Genomic DNA, 16,480 nt, shown 5'->3' with positions numbered 1-16,480 from the left:
GGTGCAACACCACGAGAGCGGAACCAGGAGAAGGAATGTTCTCCTGGTTCACAGCGTCCTCGCTGTGTTTTTTCAAAGGAACCTCGTCCCGGTCGTGATGACCAGAGGACGGGGTATCAACATATCTGGCGTTGACTTTTGGCACGCTGTTGAGTTCTCAAGGAACGGACGCTTCCTTCGTACTCACCCTCTCGGGCTTTCCTCCGGGCGCTTCCCTTCGGTCTTGCGTTTCCGACTCTATCAGACCGTTTTCCGATCCGATTCCCAGTCGAGGGGTTTGCCTCGGGCTTTCGGGCTTTCGCCCGTCGGCCTTTCGACATTCACTACGTTAGCCGATTCCCGTCCCGATTCATAATCGGGCTTCGCGGGTTCGAATTCGGGCGTGCGAGCACGCCACAATCGACCCCGGCGAAGGGGCTGTAGCTAGATAGTGGGTTGGCCGCTCCGGCTGCAGGCGAACGCCGTACCCGGTTCAGCGGCTCGGGATACATTACGCACCTTCCCGAGACGAGTCAACTTCGGCGCCGCTTGGGCACGTGGGGACGGTAGGGGCTCACCGTCGGGTCGTCGGCGACCCAGTAGCGCCAGGGGTGGGCATCCCCGTTCCCGCCCTCGCCGGCGACGCCGGTGCGCGGACCGTTGCGCACCTGACCGTCCGGAGCCGGCGTGCCGGTCAGGATGCGGATCGGGGTGTCGCCCGCGGCGCAGGCGTCGGTACCGTCCAGGGCGCGGTCGACGCCCAGAGCGGTGGCCAGCCGGGCGGGGCCCTTGGCGAGTTCCTTGTCGTTGCGGGCGGAGGGCCTGCGGCTGCGTGCCAGCTCGGCACCTTCGACGACCTCGCCGGCCCGGAGCAGGACCCCGCTCGCCTGCCCCTCCGGCCCGCACACCAGGTTCATGCAGTGCCACATGCCGTAGGTGAAGTAGACGTACACGCGGCCGGGAGGACCGAACATCACCGCGTTGCGGGCCGTGCGGCCCCGGTAGGCGTGGGATCCGGGGTCGTTCGGGCCGTCGTAGGCCTCGACCTCGGTCAGGCGCAGCGCGATCGGGCCGTCGGGGGTCGTCCGGACGAGGAGGCGGCCCAGGAGGTCGGGCGCGACGTCGAGGACGGGACGGTCGAAGAAGTCTCGGGGCAGTGGCGTACGGTCCGGGGGCGCGATCATGGCTTCCGAGCGTAGTCCAGACGGGTGGCTGTCAAGGACTGGTCAAGGATCCCTCCCCTTGCCAGGGTGCGGGTGCGGAACCGGCCGGGGCCGCGTCGCGTATGTAGGGATCAGGGTTCAACACCGTAGAGGGAGAGACATGGCGTTCAAGAAGCTGCTCGCGAGCCTCGGAGCGGGCGGGGCGTCCGTCGAGACCGAGCTGCACGAGGTCAACGTCGTGCCGGGCGGGGTCGTGCAGGGTGAGGTGCGGATCCAGGGCGGCTCCGTGAACCAGCAGATCGAGGGTCTGTCGGTCGGGCTCCAGGCCAAGGTCGAGGTCGAGAGCGGCGACGAGGAGTACAAGCAGAACATCGAGTTCACCAAGGTGCGGCTCGGCGGTGCCTTCGAGCTGCAGGCCGGAGCCGTGCACGCGGTGCCGTTCGGTCTGGAGATCCCGTGGGAGACGCCGGTCACGATGATCGACGGGCAGTCGCTGCGGGGCATGCACATCGGGGTGACGACGGAGCTGGCGATCGCCCGTGCGGTGGACTCCGGCGATCTGGACCCGATCAACGTGCACCCGATGCCGGCGCAGAAGGCGATCCTGGACGCGTTCATCCAGTTGGGCTTCCGCTTCAAGCACGCGGACATGGAGCGCGGTCACATCCGCGGGACGCGGCAGCGGCTGCCGTTCTACCAGGAGATCGAGTTCCACCCGCCGTCGCAGTACCGGGGTCTGAACGAGGTCGAGCTGAGCTTCGTCGCCGACGAGCAGGCGATGGACGTGGTCCTGGAGATGGACAAGAAGCCCGGCCTGTTCAGCGAGGGCAGTGACACCTACCGCTCCTTCCAGGTGGGTCTGCACGACTACGAGCAGACCGACTGGGCGGCGTACCTCCACCAGTGGATCGCCGAGGTCGGCAGCAGGCGCAGTTGGTTCTAGGGTCCGGACGAGGCCCTAGGCTCGGTAACCGACAACAGGAACGATCAGGAGGTACCGAGGTGACCGAGCTCAAGCGGCGGCCGCTCCCCCACGACTTCCACCCGCCCGTGCCGTCCTTCACGGTCACGAGCGACGACGTCCGGGAGGGCGGGACGCTCACGGACGCGCAGGTCCACGCGGCGGGGAACACCTCGCCGCAGCTGCGCTGGGAGGGTTTCCCGCCCGGGACCAAGAGCTTCGCCGTGACCTGCTACGACCCGGACGCCCCGACGGGCAGCGGGTTCTGGCACTGGGTGCTGTTCGACATCCCGGCCTCGGTGACGGAGCTGCCGGCGGGTGCGGGCGGCGGGAAGTTCGAGGGCCTGCCCGAGGGCGCCGTGCACGCGCGCAACGACTACGGGTCGAAGGACTTCGGGGGCGCCGCGCCGCCGCCGGGGGACGGCCCGCACCGGTACGTCTTCACGGTGTACGCCGTCGATCAGGAGAAGCTCGGTCCGGACGCGGACGCCTCGCCGGCCGTGGTGGGCTTCAACCTGCGGTTCCACACGCTGGGCCGGGCGCAGCTGATCGGTGAGTACGAGGTGCCCGCCGGGGGCTGAGACACCCGCCGCGCGTTTTCGCGTTCACCGAACGTTTGCCCGCCTCTGGTCTTGGAAGTGATCGGAGGCGGGCATTTTTATTGCGTTGTCCATCCCGGCGCACCCGTCCAGAGTTGGTCCGGGCCCGCCGGGGGGTGGGCAGGTGCACACGGGAGGTGGGCCGGATGCGGGACACGCTGGTGCTGAACGCGAGCTTCGAGCCGCTGTCGACGGTGACGCTGAACCGAGCCGTCGTGCTGGTGCTGCAGGACAAGGCCGTCGTCGAGCAGGCCCACCCCGAACTGCGCATGCGGGGAGCCGAGGTGGACATACCGGCGCCCCGGGTGATCCGGCTGTGCCGGTACGTGCGGGTGCCCTTCCGAAGACAAGCGCCGTGGTCGAGGCGGGGGGTGCTGGTGCGGGACCGGCACCGGTGCGCGTACTGCGGACGGCGGGCGACGACCGTGGACCACGTGGTGCCGCGCTCGCACGGCGGGCAGGACACGTGGCTGAACACGGTGGCCTCGTGCGCGGAGGACAACCACCGCAAGGCCGACCGGACTCCGGAGGAGGCGGGGATGCCGTTGCTGCGGACACCGTTCGAGCCCACGCCCGCCGATGCGATGTTGTTCGCGCTGGGCGCGGACGAACTCGCCGGACTGCCGGAGTGGTTGGGCCGGGAGGCCGCCTGACGCCTCGCCGCGGAGGTGTTCGCCGTTCGTCGGCCGCGCGTGGTGCGCGGCTGTTCGCGCCCACGCGGGGAGGCCGCATGCCGAGACGTCCCCGCGCCCTGGGGGGGTGCGGGGACGTCGCGCTCTTCCGGGTGCCCTCGGTCAGTCGATGAAGGGCTTCTCACGGCGTTCGGGGGGGCTGTTCCGGCCGTCGTTCTGGGCCGGGACGGTGGTGCCGCCGCCGTTGCCGCCGCCCGAGTTGCCGCCCAGCGGCCCGAAGTTGCCCATGGCTCCGGAGAGGCCCTTGAGGGCGTCGCCGATCTCGCTGGGGACGATCCAGAGCTTGTTGGCGTCGCCCTCGGCGATCTTCGGGAGCATCTGGAGGTACTGGTAGGAGAGGAGCTTCTGGTCCGGATCGCCGGCGTGGATGGCCTCGAAGACCGTACGGACGGCCTGGGCCTCGCCCTCGGCGCGCAGCGCGGCGGCCTTGGCCTCACCTTCGGCGCGCAGGATCTGGGACTGCTTCTCGCCCTCGGCGCGCAGGATCTCGGACTGCCGGACACCTTCGGCCTGGAGGATGGCGGCCCGCTTGTCACGGTCGGCGCGCATCTGCTTCTCCATCGAGTCCTGGATGGAGGTGGGGGGTTCGATGGCCTTCAGTTCGACGCGGTTGACGCGGATGCCCCACTTGCCGGTGGCCTCGTCGAGGACGCCGCGCAGGGCCGCGTTGATCTCCTCGCGCGAGGTGAGGGTGCGCTCCAGGTCCATGCCGCCGATGATGTTGCGCAGGGTGGTGACGGTGAGCTGCTCGATGGCCTGGATGTAGCTGGCGACCTCGTAGGTGGCGGCGCGGGCGTCTGTCACCTGGTAGTAGATGACGGTGTCGATGTTGACGACCAGGTTGTCCTGGGTGATCACCGGCTGCGGGGGGAACGGCACGACCTGTTCGCGCAGGTCGATGCGGTTGCGGATGGTGTCGATGAAGGGGACGACGATGTTGAGGCCCGCGTTGAGCGTGCGCGTGTAGCGGCCGAAGCGCTCCACGATGGCCGCGCTGGCCTGTGGGATGACCTGGATGGTCTTGATCAGGGCGATGAAGACCAACACCACCAGAATGATCAGGACGATGATGACCGGTTCCATCGACGGCTCCCTGTCCCCTTCTCCGCCTCGGCGCTTCGGGAAGATCTTATTGGGCTCTTGCGGCTGTTGAAGATCTTGCTGGTCGAGTCTGACAGACCGTCGTCCGCCTCGTGGGGTGTTCGGTGCAGGTCACATGACGACGGCGGTGGCTCCTTCGATGTCGACCACGTCGACTTCGGCGCCCGGCTCGTAGACACGGCCGGTGTCCAGTGCCCGCGCGGACCAGATCTCCCCGGCGAGCTTGATCCGGCCGCCGGAGCCGTCGACGCGTTCGAGGACGACGGCCTGCCTGCCTTTCAGGGCGTCGATGCCGGTGGCCAGATGCGGGCCCTGCCGGGTGTGGCGGGCCGCGATGGGGCGTACGACGGCGATGAGGGCGACGGAGACGGCGAGGAAGACGACGACCTGGACGACGGTTCCGAAGCCGAGGCCGGCGACGATCGCGCCGGCGACGGCGCCGACCGCGAGCATGCCGAACTCTGGCATCGCGGTCACCACGAGCGGGATTCCGAGCGCAGCCGCGCCGACGAGCCACCACACCCATGCGTCGATGTCGTTCACATGGTCATGGTAGGACCGCGGGTCGCGCGGCGGACAGGGCGCACGGGGGGCGGCTCAGGGCGGAGGTTCGCAGGGTGTGCGGCAACCGGGGCCGGGCCGGGGGTCGTTGACGGCCGCTTACGGGCAACCCGGGGGCCCAAGTGGGGGGTTCGGGGCGGGCCGGGTGGTCAGGAAAGCGGGAGGCCCTGGGCGGTCCAGCGGTCGCCGACCTGCTCGACGACGAGCGGGAGTCCGAAGCAGCGGGAGAGGTTGCGGGAGGTCAGCTCCAGCTCCAGGGGGCCCGCGGCGAGGACCCTGCCCTGATTGATCATCAGGACGTGGGAGAAGCCGGGGGCGATCTCCTCGACGTGGTGGGTGACCATGATCATCGAGGGGGCGATCGGGTCGCGGGCGAGCCGGCCGAGACGGCGGACGAGGTCCTCCCGGCCGCCGAGGTCGAGGCCTGCGGCGGGCTCGTCCAGGAGAAGCAGTTCGGGGTCGGTCATGAGGGCTCGGGCGATCAGGGTGCGCTTGCGCTCGCCCTCGGAGAGGGTGCCGAAGCGGCGGTCGAGGTACTCGGTCATGCCGAGGCGGTCGAGGAAGGCGCGGGCGCGCTGCTCGTCGATGTCCTCGTACTCCTCCTGCCAGCCGGCGGTCATGCCGTACGCGGCGGTCAGCACGGTCTGCAGGACGGTCTGGCGCTTGGGGAGCTTCTCGGCCATGGCGATGCCGGCCATGCCGATGCGGGGGCGCAGTTCGAAGACGTCGGTGCCGGGCTTGCCGAGGGTCTCGCCGAGGATGGTGGCGGTGCCCTTGCTGGGGTAGAGGTAGCTGGAGGCGACGTTCAGGAGGGTGGTCTTGCCGGCGCCGTTGGGGCCGAGGATGACCCAGCGCTCGCCCTCCTTGACCGACCAGGAGACCTGGTCCACCAGAGCCCGGCCCTCGCGGACCACGGATACGTCCTGAAGCTCCAGAACATCGCTCATGAGCGCGTTGTCTCCCCTTGCAGTGTGCCGCCGGTCTCGGCTGTCGCGTACGCCTGTGGCTCGGTCCGCCGCGCCGGTGGGCGCAGCCCCCACCGAATCTACGCCACCGGCCGGGCGGGCTGTTCCATCGGTCCGGTCCTTAGGGTGGACACATGCTCTCGGAACCGCGTTCTGGACGCCTCACAGCTTGGGGAAATGCACTTCTTGCCGGACTTGTCTCTCCGGATGACGCCGTGCTCGCCGTGGTCGGCGAGGACGCCGTCCACCGGGTGGCGGGGCTGCCCGGCGAGGCGGGGGCCGTCGGGCTCACGCTCGCTCTGGGGCGGCTGCGCGCCCTGAGGGTGGGTGCCCTGCGGGTGGCGCTTCCGGCGCCGGGGCATCCGCTGGGGCTGAGCGGTCCGCCGGAGTTCAACGCGCGGGCGCTGGAAGCCGGGGAGGCGGTGATCTGTCACGGCGCCGCGATCGGCCTGGTGCCCGAGGTGCACGAGGCGGGTCCCGCGGGTGATGTGCACGCCGAGGTGGTGTGGCACGTGCTCCCGGTGCGGGAGGCGCCGCCCGCCGACGTGCCGTCGCTGGGTGAGGCCGAGCGGGAGCTGGCGGAGGCGCTGCGGGAGGCGACCGAGGTGCTGTCGCGACTCGACGTGGCGGGGTCGGGGCCCGTGGCGGAGGCGGCGATCGACGCGTACCGGGCTCGGGCCGAGCGGGGGAGGGAGGTGCTGGCGCCCGGGTATCCGCCGCGGGCCGTGCGGGTGCTGGAGCTGGCGCAGCGGGTCGGACTGCTGGTGTCGCTGGCGTACGGCAACGGGCACGGGGGCGCGGTGAGCGCGTCCGAGATGGCCGCGCGGGGGGCGGCGCTGCGGCCGGTGGAGCGGACGGCTCGGCGGGCGCAGGTCGCGGCGTACAACTCCGTTGTGGAGGAGCGGGAGAAGGGGGTGCGGTGAGGGGCGTCTGGTGGGTGGCCCCGGTTGGTGTGAGCGTCCGGGGGCTGTGCGCCCGGACCCCCCTTTCGGCCTGAACGGCCTCGTCCTCGAACGCCGGACGGGCCGACAGTGCCAGGCCTCGCTGCAAAAGCCCCCCGAAACGACCGATAGGCCTCCCGGGTGGGCCCGGGAGGCCGTGGGCATCGGGGTGGCGCCGGTCTCAGTGGTTGAGGCCGAGGTTGCCGAAGGCCGGGTTCAGGACGCCGATGACGTTGACACTGTTGCCGACGGCGTTGACCGGGATGTGGATCGGGGCCTGGATGACGTTGCCCGAGACGACGCCCGGGGAGGCCTTGGCCGCACCGGCGGCCGCGGCGCCGTCATGGGCGGAGGCCATTCCGGCGCCGGCGGCCACGAGCCCGCCGGCCACCATCGTCACAGCCGCTGCCTTCTTCAGGTTCTTCACGCTTGAGTCCTCCTGGTGATCGCCACGGCAGTCGCCGCAGCACGCACTGGAGAACGGCCGGGGCGCGCGGAGGTTGCGCCATCCGGGGGACATTCCCACGACGGTATGAATCTCAGTCCGGAAGGGAACGCTCCGTATTGCCGGGCGCGGGGCTCGTCACCCGGTCACACCATGGCGTACGGCCCACAGCGCGGCCTGGGTGCGGTCCGCCAGGTCGAGCTTCATCAGGATGTTCGACACGTGCGTCTTGACGGTCTTCTCGGAGAGCACCAGGGCACGGGCGATCTCGCGGTTGGAGCGGCCGTCCGCTATCAGGCCCAGCACCTCCCGCTCCCGGTCGGTGAGGGACGTGCCGCGGCCCTGACCCGTGTGGGCCTCCTCCTGGGACAGCAGGGCCCCGGCGACCTCGGGCTGGAGCAGGATGTGGCCCGCGTGCACGGAACGGATGGCACCGGCCAGCGCATCGGGGTCGACGTCCTTGTAGACGTATCCGGCGGCGCCCGCGCGCAGGGCCGGGACCACCGTGCGCTGCTCGGTGAAGCTGGTGACGATGAGCACGCGCGCGGGGTTGTCGAGCGCGCGGAGCCTGCGCAGTGCCTCGACGCCGTCCATGACGGGCATCTTGACGTCCATGAGGACCACGTCGGGTCTCAGCTCCTCGGCCCGGTCGACGCCCTCCGCGCCGTCCGCCGCCTCGCCGACGACCTCTATGTCGTCCTGCACCTCCAGGAAGGTGCGCAGGCCCCGGCGGACCACCTGGTGGTCGTCGACGACCAGCACCTTGATTGCGTCAGCCACCCGGGGCCTCCATCTCGATCGTGGTGCCCTTGCCGGGCGCCGATTCCACAGTCAGCACGCCGCCCGCGCCGCTCGCCCGGTCCCGCATGGAGACCAGCCCGAGATGGCGGCCGGCGCGGCGCACCGTGCGCGGGTCGAAGCCGGTGCCGTCGTCGGTGACGCGCAGGACGGCACCGCCGCCGCGGCGGTCGAGGGTGACGTCGACGTGTTCGGCGCCGGAGTGCCGCAGCGCGTTGTGCAGCGCCTCCTGGGCGACGCGCAGCAGTGCCTCCTCCTGGGCGGCCGGCAGCGCGCGGAAGCCTCGGGCGGCGAAGGTGACGCGCGCGCTGTGGGCGCGGTCCAGGACCTGGATCTGGGTGCGCAGGGTGGCGACCAGTCCGTCCTCGTCGAGGGCAGCCGGGCGCAGCTCCACCACGGCGGCGCGCAGTTCGTCGGCGGCCTCGGCGGCGAGTACGGCCACCTGGTGCAGCTCTCCCTTGGCGCGGACGGGGTCGCGGTCGACGAGTGCGGCGGCGGCCTGGGCGGTCAGGCGCAGGGAGAACAGCTTCTGGCTGACCGCGTCGTGCAGTTCGTGGGCGAGGCGGGAGCGTTCCTCGGCGATGGTCAGTTCACGGCTGCGCTCGTAGAGGCGGGCGTTGGTGAGGGCGATGGCGGCGTGCTGGGCGAGGATGGCGAGCAGTTCCTCGTCCTCCTCTGTGAAGCCGCAGCTGCCCTCCGGTTTGGGGCAGCGCTTGTTGGCCAGGAAGAGGGCCCCGATGACCTCGTCGCCGTCGCGGACGGGCAGCCCCAGGAAGTCGGACATCTCGGGGTGGGCGGCCGGCCAGCCCTCGAAGCGCGGGTCCTTGCGCACGTCGGCCAGGCGCTCGGCCCGCGCCTCGTGCAGCATCGCGGCGAGGATGCCGTGCTGGCGCGGGAGCGGGCCGATGGCCCGCCACTGCTCGTCGCTGACGCCGTCCACCACGAACTGTGCGAAGCCGCCGTGGTCGTCGGGGACGCCGAGCGCCGCGTACTGCGCGTCGAGCAGCTCACGGGCGGAGGCGACGATCGTCTTGAGGACGTCGCGCACCTCCAGGTGCCTGCTCATGGCCAGCAGCGCGGAACTCACCGCGGCGAGGCCGGACCGGGGGCCTTGACTCATGTCCTCACGGTACCGGCGGGGTGTGACAGCGGGATCGGACCTGTGGAGGCCCTTCCTGGGCCGCCGGTCCCAGGTCCGGCGACCGGGCGACGGGACGACGGGCCCGACCGGGAAGCGGGAAGTGAGGGCGCCGGCGCGGTGGCTCCGCGCTGCGTCGCGTCCTCTCCGGCTCCCGCCCCGGGTCCGGGCCCGGGAGCCCCGGGGCAGGCGGGATGCTCGAAGCGGTCGCCGGGCGGGCGGCCGATCGCCCGCAGTCATGAGGAGGCGGTGCGCGGGCACTACCTCTGGCACGAGTTCGGCGCCGTGCATCTCGTCCTTCCGGAGGAGCCCGCTCACACAGCGCGTTGCGATGGCAACGAACAGTGAGGAAGGGCCTCCGTCGATGTGAGGACGCACATAGGGCGCAGGTCACGTACGAAGAGGCATAGGAGAGACCGATCCCCCGATGAACGGGACAGACATCCCCGTCTGTCCCGTTTTGTCGGTTCCTGATCCACTACCCAGCTTCGTACGTCACACCTTTGCCCTCGGATTTTGCGACCGCTAAGAATTGCTCTCGTCGCTCAACGCCGTGGGTTTCCGCTCGTGGCGTTCGTGTGGGAAGGACCCCCTCCCGCAGTCCGGAGAGCGACCTCCGCGCTACTCGAAGAGGTCCATTTCGCCATGCCCGCAAACTTCCGTCTGCTCCGCCATAGTCGTTCCCTGACCCACACCCACAAGGTCGCCGTCGCCGGTGCCGCCACCCTCGGTGCCGCCGCCCTCGCCTTCACCGCCGTCCCCGGCGGCGCGCACACCACCACGTCCGCCGACACCGTCGCGGCCCCGGTGAAGGTCGGCTCGCAGCCGGTCAAGGACGTCAAGGCCGACGTCACCGACCAGCTCGCCGGCCAGAGCGTCAAGGTCCAGGCCATCGAGGCCAAGCAGCAGGCCGCCACGAAGCACAAGGCCGAGGCCGCCGCCGCCAAGCACAAGGCCGAAGCCGCCCACCAGGCCGAGAAGGCCGCCTCCCGGTCCGCCGCCCGCCCGCAGATGCAGACGGTCGCCGCCTCCACCAGCTACGGCAACAACCTCGACGGCTGGATCCGGCAGTCGCTGTCCATCATGAGGCAGCACAACATCCCCGGGTCCTACAGCGGCCTGCACCGCAACATCATGCGGGAGTCCTCGGGCAACCCGATGGCCATGAACGGCTGGGACGTCAACGCCCGCAACGGCATCCCCTCCAAGGGCCTGCTGCAGGTCATCCAGCCGACCTTCACCGCGTACCACGTCCCCGGCACGTCCAGGAACATCTACGACCCGGTCGCCAACATCACCGCCGCCGCCAACTACGCGGCGCACCGGTACGGCTCGATCGACAACGTCAACAGCGCGTACTGACCCTGCGGGGTCGGCGCGGACCTCTGACGGCACGACGCGGAAGGGCGGCACCCGGTGTGGGTGCCGCCCTTCGTCGTACCGCGCGCGGTCCGTGTCTCACCGCCCGCGCGGCGCGGTGCGCGTCACTTGCGCATGACCTCCGGCTCGTGGCGGCGCAGGAAGCGCGCCACCAGGAAGCCGCAGACGACACCGAGGGCGATCAGCGCGGCCATGTCGAGGCTCCAGGCCGAGACCGTGTGGTCCCACAGCGGGTCGGTGCTGGTCGGGTCGTCGATGTTCGGGGAGATCTTGTTCAGGTCCAGCGTGGTGCCGGCGCCCGCCACCGCCCAGCGCGACGGCATCAGGTACGACAGCTCGTTGACGCCGAGCGTGCCGTGCAGCTTGAACAGGCAGCCGGTGAACACAACCTGGATGATCGCGAACATCACCAGCAGCGGCATGGTCTTCTCGGCGGTCTTCACCAGCGAGGAGATCACCAGGCCGAACATCATCGAGGTGAAGCCCAGCGCCATGATCGGCAGGCACAGCTCGAACAGTGTCGCGTTGCCGAGGATCAGGCCCTCGCCGGGGATGTCACGGCTGGAGAAGCCGATCAGGCCGACCAGCAGGCCCTGCAGCACCGTGATCACGCCGAGGACGACGACCTTGGACATCAGGTACGCCGACCGGGACAGGCCGGTGGCGCGCTCCCGCTCGTAGATCACCCGTTCCTTGATCAGCTCGCGGACGGAGTTCGCGGCGCCCGCGAAGCACGCGCCGACCGCCAGGATCAGCAGGACGGTGGTCGCCGTGCCGTTCGGGGTGGGCAGGTGCGTCCTGGAGTTGACCGGGTTGACCAGCAGGCCCTTCTCGTGGTCGATCAGCAGGCTGACCGCGCCGAGCACCGCCGGGAGGATCACCGTCAGTGCGAGGAACCCCTTGTCGGAGGCGATGACCGACACGTACCGCCGCACCAGGGTCAGCAGCTGCGAACCCCAGCCCTGCGGCTTGGGCGGCTTGATGGCCTGCGGCGGGGGCATGGTCACCGACTGCGGGGCGACCGCGTCGATGTCCGCGGCGTACATCTGGTAGTGCTGCGAGCCCTTCCAGCGGCCCGCCCAGTCGTAGTCGCGGTAGCTCTCGAAGGCGGAGAAGACGTCGGCCCAGCTGTCGTAGCCGAAGAAGTTCAGCGCCTCCTCGGGCGGCCCGAAGTAGGCGACCGAGCCGCCCGGCGCCATCACCAGCAGCTTGTCGCAGATCGCCAGCTCGGCCACCGAGTGGGTCACCACGAGGACGGTCCTGCCGTCGTCGGCGAGACCGCGCAGCAGCTGCATCACGTCGCGGTCCATGCCCGGGTCGAGGCCGGAGGTCGGCTCGTCCAGGAAGATCAGTGACGGCTTGGTGAGCAGCTCCAGGGCGACCGAGACGCGCTTGCGCTGGCCGCCGGAGAGCGAGGTGACCTTCTTGTCCTTGTGGATGTCGAGCTTCAGCTCGCGCAGCACCTCGTCGATGCGGGCGTCGCGCTCGGCGCCCGTGGTGTCGGAGGGGAAGCGCAGCTTGGCCGCGTACTTCAGTGCCTTCTTTACGGTCAGCTCCTTGTGCAGGATGTCGTCCTGCGGGACCAGACCGATGCGCTGGCGCAGCTCAGCGAACTGCTTGTACAGGTTCCGGTTGTCGTAGAGGACCTCGCCCTGGTCGGCCGGGCGGTAACCGGTGAGCGCCTTGAGCAGGGTGGACTTGCCGGATCCCGACGGACCGATGACCGCGATCAGCGACTTCTCCGGGACGCCGAAGGAGACGTCCTTGAGGATCTGCTTGCCACCGTCGACCGTGACGGTCAGGTGCCGTGCGGAGAAGGACACCTCACCGGTGTCGACGAACTCCTCCAGCCGGTCGCCGACGATCCGGAACGTCGAGTGGCCGACGCCCACGATGTCGGCGGGGCCGAGCGTGGCCGAGCCGCCCTTGGGGATCGGCTGGCCGTTGACGTACGTGCCGTTGTGCGAGCCCAGGTCCCTGATCTCCATGCGTCCGTCGGGCATGGAGTGGAACTCGGCGTGGTTGCGGGAGACCTGGAGGTCGGAGACGACCAGTTCGTTCTCCAAGGCGCGGCCGATGCGCATCACGCGGCCCAGGGAGAACTGGTGGAACGTGGTCGGGCTGCGGTCGCCGTGGACCGGCGGCGCCCCCGCGCCACCACCGGGGCCCTGCTGCGGGATCGAGGGTGCCTGCTGCGCCTGCGGCGGCTGCTGCTGCCAGCCGGCCTGCGGATCCTGCTGCGCGGCCGGCCGCTGTGGTGCCTGCGGCCCGCCCCAGCCCGCGCCGGCACCCGCGCCCGGTGCGGCGTAGGGCTGCTGCTGCGGCTGGGGGTGCGGCGTCGTGACGGCCGCGACGGCGGCCGAGAGGGTCAGGCACGGGCCGTCGGTGGCGTTGCCGAGGTGAACGGCCGAGCCCGGGCCGATCTCCGTCTGCTGGAAGCGCTGCCCCCGCACGAACGTGCCGTTGGTGCTGCCGTGGTCCTCGATCACCCAACTGCTGCCGTTGTGGCTGACCGTGGCGTGGCGCCAGGAGACCCTGGCGTCGTCGAATGCGATGTCACCCTGCGGATCGCGGCCGAGGGTGTAGGTCCGGGACGGATCGAGCGTCCAGGTCCGTCCATTGGTTTCCAGTACGAGTTCCGGCACTCCAAGCCCCACTGAGTTGTCCCCCGAATTGCCCCCGTCGCGGGGAGTCTAGGGATGTCGAACATCGTGAAGAACTATTCCAGGCTCCGCCCTCTGACCGAAAGCCGGGCCTTGTCATGAGTAGGTAACGCGCGCTCCCGGCAGAGGCCGCCCGCACGTTCCAAATGCGGCCGGAGAGTGGCAATCCCGGCCGAGGAGGACATGCCGAGGACGGGCGGGGGACATGCGGGAGGCTCCACGGTGGCGGCACCCGGTGCCGGAGACCCGGTCGCTCCGTCCCGCGCCGTGTCCGCCGTCGGGCGGGACACGTACGGAGGCGCGCGCCGCCGTCGAGATCACGCCAGGGGGCGTGTGCCGGTCGGACGGGGGCGGACCCGGCTGGACAGTGGGTGGCCCCGCTCCGGCGGGGACGGGGGCGGAGGGTGGACCCAGCCCGACGGGGGCGGCCCCGGCTGGGCGGGGGCAGACCGGGCCGGACGGTGGGCGGGCCTGGCCGGGCAGTGGGCGGACCCTGCGGGACGCTGGGCGGGCCACCACAGGCGGATCATGTGGACAGGCCGCGGGCGGACCGCGGGAAGGACCGGGCGGACGGACCGCGAGAAGGGCCCGGCGGACGGACCGGAAGGACCCGGCGCAGATGGCGGCCCGGTGCTCGGTGGCCACCTGAATGACACCCAGTGTTCCCTGTCCGCCAGGCGGACCTGAGGGGCAGGAGGCACTGGGTGCCGGATACGGTGGAGGCACCATGAGCGCTTCGCAGAGTTCCGATGACCTCACCCTTCTCGTCAAGATCTTCGGGAAGGACAGGCCGGGCATCACGGCCGGCCTCTTCGACACCCTCGCGGCCTACTCCGTCGACGTGGTCGACATCGAGCAGGTCGTGACCCGCGGCCGCATGGTGCTGTGCGCGCTCGTCACCCAGCCGTCCCCCGGCCTGGAGGGCGACCTGCGGGCCACCGTGCACAGCTGGGCCGAGTCGATGAGGATGCAGGCGGAGATCATCTCCGGACGCGGCGACAACCGGCCGCGCGGCCTCGGGCGCTCCCTGGTCACCGTGCTCGGCCATCCCCTCACCGCGGAGGCCACCGCCCAGATCGCGGCGCGGATCACCAAGGCCGGCGGGAACATCGACCGGATCTTCCGGCTGGCCAAGTATCCGGTCACGGCCGTGGAGTTCGCCGTGTCCGGCGTGGAGACGGAACCGCTGCGCACCGCCCTGGTGACGGAGGCGGCGGCCCTGGGGGTCGACGTCGCGGTCGTCGCGGCGGGCCTGCACCGCCGGGCGCAGCGCCTGGTCGTCATGGACGTGGACTCGACGCTCATCCAGGACGAGGTCATCGAGCTGTTCGCCGCGCACGCCGGGTGCGAGGACAAGGTCGCCGAGGTGACGGCGGCCGCGATGCGCGGGGAACTGGACTTCGAGCAGTCGCTGCACGCCCGGGTGGCGCTCCTGGCGGGGCTGGACGCCTCGGTGGTGGAGAAGGTGCGCAGCGAGGTGCGGCTCACGCCGGGGGCGCGGACCCTGATCCGTACGCTGAAGCGGCTCGGTTACCAGGTCGGGGTGGTCTCGGGCGGTTTCACCCAGGTCACGGACGACCTGAAGGATCGGCTCGGGCTGGACTTCGCGCAGGCCAACACGCTGGAGATAGTCGACGGGAAGTTGACGGGCCGGGTCACGGGCGAGATCGTCGACCGGGCCGGCAAGGCGCGGCTGCTGCGCAGGTTCGCCGCCGAGGCGGGCGTTCCACTGGCGCAGACCGTGGCGATCGGTGACGGGGCGAACGACCTGGACATGCTGAACGCGGCGGGCCTCGGGGTCGCCTTCAACGCCAAGCCGGTGGTCCGCGAGGCCGCGCACACCGCGGTGAACGTGCCGTTCCTCGACACGGTCCTGTACCTGCTCGGTGTCACCCGCGAAGAGGTCGAGGCGGCGGACGCCCACGAGGAGCGCTGAGGTCTCGAGGAACGCCGGGGTCACGAGGAACGCCGGGGTCCCGGGCGCGTCCGCCAGGGCCGGGGCCTGCCAGGGCCGGGGGCTTTGCTACTCCGACGGCGCCCAGTAGTCGACCAGCGTGGCCACGCCCGGCTCCAGGGTCTTCCAGGAACCCTCGAAGGAGACGACGGCGAAGGCCGCGGCCGGGAAGCCGCGGCGGGTCAGCCGCTCACGGGCGTCGCCCTCGGCCGCTCCGGACAGCACCTCGGTCAGCCCCTGGACGCCCGGGTTGTGGCCGATCAGGATGGCGTTGCGCACGTCGTCCGGCGTCTCGTTGAGCACGGCGATCAACTCGCCCGGCGAGGCCTCGTAGATCCGCTCCTCGTAGACGGTTTTCGGCCGCTCCGGGAGTTCGTGGACGGCGAGCTTCCAGGTCTCACGGGTGCGGACGGCGGTCGAGCAGAGGGCCAGGTCGAGAGGGACGCCGGTGTCGGCCAGCTTGCGGCCGGCCACCGCCGCGTCCTTGCGGCCCCGCTCGGCAAGCGGTCGCTCGTGGTCGTTCACCTGGGGCCAGTCGGCCTTCGCATGCCGGAAGAGGACAATCCTGCGGGGTTCTGCGACGCTCATGGAACCCAGCTTCGCACGAAACAGGCCATGGGGCGCAGGGAGTTGACAGGCGGCTCCCGGAGTGACGGGGGCCGGTGCCGACGGGTGCTGTGGGCCGGGGAAGGCCGCCGGTTCAGCGGCCGAGCAGCTCCTGGGCGCGCTGCAGGAGCTGGGCGATCGCCGGGTCGCCGGTTGCCGTGTGGGCGTCCGACGGGTTGAGTATCAGAGCGAGCAGGGCGACGAAGGCGAGGGCCAGCAGGGCCAGGGCCCACCACGGCAACCGGATGTCGACGCCGCCCGAGGTCGCCGGGTGGGGCCGGGTGTGCGTACGGGCCGACATGCTCGCCTCCGCTGGTCGCCGTTGTCTCCGAGTGCTGCGCGGACCGCCTGTCGCGGCCACATCTCGAAGGTACGGACCCAGCGCGCCCCGGCCTATCCGGTGATCCACCCACTTGACCCTGACCCGTACCCCCTAGGGGCAACGCCGTTCAGTTAAGGGCGGAGGCTGTTCGTCAAGGCCGGTGAACGAGGCAGCGGAGCTGCTGTAGAAGAGGTTTGTCCTCCAAGACATCC

The 16,480-nt window shown here is 70.7% G+C and carries 16 protein-coding genes and 1 pseudogene; 7 read left to right on the top strand and 10 right to left on the bottom strand.

The window, feature by feature from the left end:
• Window positions 1-512 precede the first annotated feature (512 nt).
• A complete protein-coding gene (locus tag ACFC02_RS36980; RefSeq protein ID WP_376366682.1) occupies window positions 513-1,163 on the bottom strand; it encodes a DNA-3-methyladenine glycosylase in 651 nt (216 codons plus the stop codon).
• A 139-nt stretch (window positions 1,164-1,302) separates the two neighbouring features.
• Here ACFC02_RS36980 and ACFC02_RS36975 point away from each other — a divergent pair, with 139 nt between their 5' ends.
• From ACFC02_RS36975 to ACFC02_RS36965, 3 genes are all read left to right on the top strand, one after another.
• Entirely contained in the window at window positions 1,303-2,085 is a 783-nt protein-coding gene (locus tag ACFC02_RS36975) for a sporulation protein (protein ID WP_376366681.1), read from the top strand.
• Window positions 2,086-2,144: 59 nt separating this feature from the next.
• Entirely contained in the window at window positions 2,145-2,684 is a 540-nt protein-coding gene (locus ACFC02_RS36970; protein ID WP_376366680.1) for a YbhB/YbcL family Raf kinase inhibitor-like protein, read from the top strand.
• A gap of 164 nt (window positions 2,685-2,848) precedes the next feature.
• Complete coding sequence (locus ACFC02_RS36965) at window positions 2,849-3,355, top strand: HNH endonuclease (RefSeq protein ID WP_360962271.1); 507 nt, start codon at window positions 2,849-2,851, stop codon at window positions 3,353-3,355.
• Between the two features lie 141 nt (window positions 3,356-3,496).
• On the opposite strand, the gene ACFC02_RS36960 is transcribed toward ACFC02_RS36965, so the two are convergent.
• From ACFC02_RS36960 to ACFC02_RS36950, 3 genes are all read right to left on the bottom strand, one after another.
• Window positions 3,497-4,477: an SPFH domain-containing protein gene (locus ACFC02_RS36960; RefSeq protein WP_376366679.1), complete on the bottom strand. Its 981-nt coding sequence runs from the start codon at window positions 4,475-4,477 to the stop codon at window positions 3,497-3,499.
• A gap of 129 nt (window positions 4,478-4,606) precedes the next feature.
• Window positions 4,607-5,038 (bottom strand): NfeD family protein, encoded by a 432-nt coding sequence (locus ACFC02_RS36955; RefSeq protein ID WP_376366678.1) that lies wholly within the window; start codon window positions 5,036-5,038, stop codon window positions 4,607-4,609.
• A gap of 167 nt (window positions 5,039-5,205) precedes the next feature.
• Entirely contained in the window at window positions 5,206-6,003 is a 798-nt protein-coding gene (locus tag ACFC02_RS36950; RefSeq protein ID WP_376366677.1) for an ABC transporter ATP-binding protein, read from the bottom strand.
• A gap of 152 nt (window positions 6,004-6,155) precedes the next feature.
• Here ACFC02_RS36950 and ACFC02_RS36945 point away from each other — a divergent pair, with 152 nt between their 5' ends.
• On the top strand, window positions 6,156-6,944 hold the full coding sequence (locus tag ACFC02_RS36945) for a hypothetical protein (RefSeq protein WP_376366676.1): 789 nt from the start codon (window positions 6,156-6,158) through the stop codon (window positions 6,942-6,944).
• A gap of 199 nt (window positions 6,945-7,143) precedes the next feature.
• On the opposite strand, the gene chpE is transcribed toward ACFC02_RS36945, so the two are convergent.
• The 3 genes from chpE to ACFC02_RS36930 form a co-directional block, all read right to left on the bottom strand.
• Complete coding sequence (chpE, locus tag ACFC02_RS36940) at window positions 7,144-7,389, bottom strand: chaplin ChpE (RefSeq protein WP_037862057.1); 246 nt, start codon at window positions 7,387-7,389, stop codon at window positions 7,144-7,146.
• Window positions 7,390-7,545: 156 nt separating this feature from the next.
• The gene (locus ACFC02_RS36935) at window positions 7,546-8,187 is read right to left on the bottom strand and encodes a response regulator transcription factor (RefSeq protein ID WP_360962286.1); all 642 of its coding nucleotides are present in this window, start codon (window positions 8,185-8,187) and stop codon (window positions 7,546-7,548) included.
• Complete coding sequence (locus tag ACFC02_RS36930; protein WP_376366673.1) at window positions 8,180-9,325, bottom strand: GAF domain-containing sensor histidine kinase; 1,146 nt, start codon at window positions 9,323-9,325, stop codon at window positions 8,180-8,182. Before ACFC02_RS36930 ends, ACFC02_RS36935 begins: the two co-directional genes overlap by 8 nt.
• A 212-nt stretch (window positions 9,326-9,537) precedes the next feature.
• Here ACFC02_RS36930 and ACFC02_RS36925 point away from each other — a divergent pair.
• Both ACFC02_RS36925 and ACFC02_RS36920 read left to right on the top strand, forming a co-directional pair.
• Window positions 9,538-9,691, top strand: a pseudogene (locus ACFC02_RS36925) (S-adenosylmethionine:tRNA ribosyltransferase-isomerase); the annotation flags it as partial.
• A gap of 297 nt (window positions 9,692-9,988) precedes the next feature.
• Window positions 9,989-10,705 carry a transglycosylase SLT domain-containing protein gene (locus ACFC02_RS36920; RefSeq protein WP_376366671.1) on the top strand — a complete coding sequence of 239 codons (717 nt, stop codon included), beginning with the start codon at window positions 9,989-9,991 and terminating at the stop codon, window positions 10,703-10,705.
• A gap of 122 nt (window positions 10,706-10,827) precedes the next feature.
• Here the strand turns inward: ACFC02_RS36920 and ACFC02_RS36915 are convergent, their stop codons facing one another.
• Complete coding sequence (locus ACFC02_RS36915) at window positions 10,828-13,368, bottom strand: FHA domain-containing protein (protein ID WP_376366669.1); 2,541 nt, start codon at window positions 13,366-13,368, stop codon at window positions 10,828-10,830.
• 745 nt (window positions 13,369-14,113) lie between these two features.
• On the opposite strand from ACFC02_RS36915, the gene serB reads away from it, so the two are divergent.
• Window positions 14,114-15,322, top strand: coding sequence for a phosphoserine phosphatase SerB (gene serB / locus ACFC02_RS36910; RefSeq protein WP_376366667.1), 1,209 nt, complete (start codon window positions 14,114-14,116; stop codon window positions 15,320-15,322).
• An 87-nt stretch (window positions 15,323-15,409) separates the two neighbouring features.
• Here serB and ACFC02_RS36905 read toward each other — a convergent pair whose 3' ends face one another.
• Window positions 15,410-15,928 (bottom strand): histidine phosphatase family protein, encoded by a 519-nt coding sequence (locus ACFC02_RS36905; protein WP_376366665.1) that lies wholly within the window; start codon window positions 15,926-15,928, stop codon window positions 15,410-15,412.
• A 112-nt stretch (window positions 15,929-16,040) separates the two neighbouring features.
• Entirely contained in the window at window positions 16,041-16,247 is a 207-nt protein-coding gene (locus tag ACFC02_RS36900; RefSeq protein ID WP_376366663.1) for a hypothetical protein, read from the bottom strand.
• Between the last annotated feature and the right edge of the window lie 233 nt (window positions 16,248-16,480).

Origin of the sequence: Streptomyces sp. NPDC056160 (assembly GCF_042268205.1) — a bacterium.
GTDB lineage: Bacteria > Actinomycetota > Actinomycetes > Streptomycetales > Streptomycetaceae > Streptomyces.
Note: the sequence above shows the minus strand (reverse complement) of the source record. Positions and strands in the feature narration are given on the sequence as shown.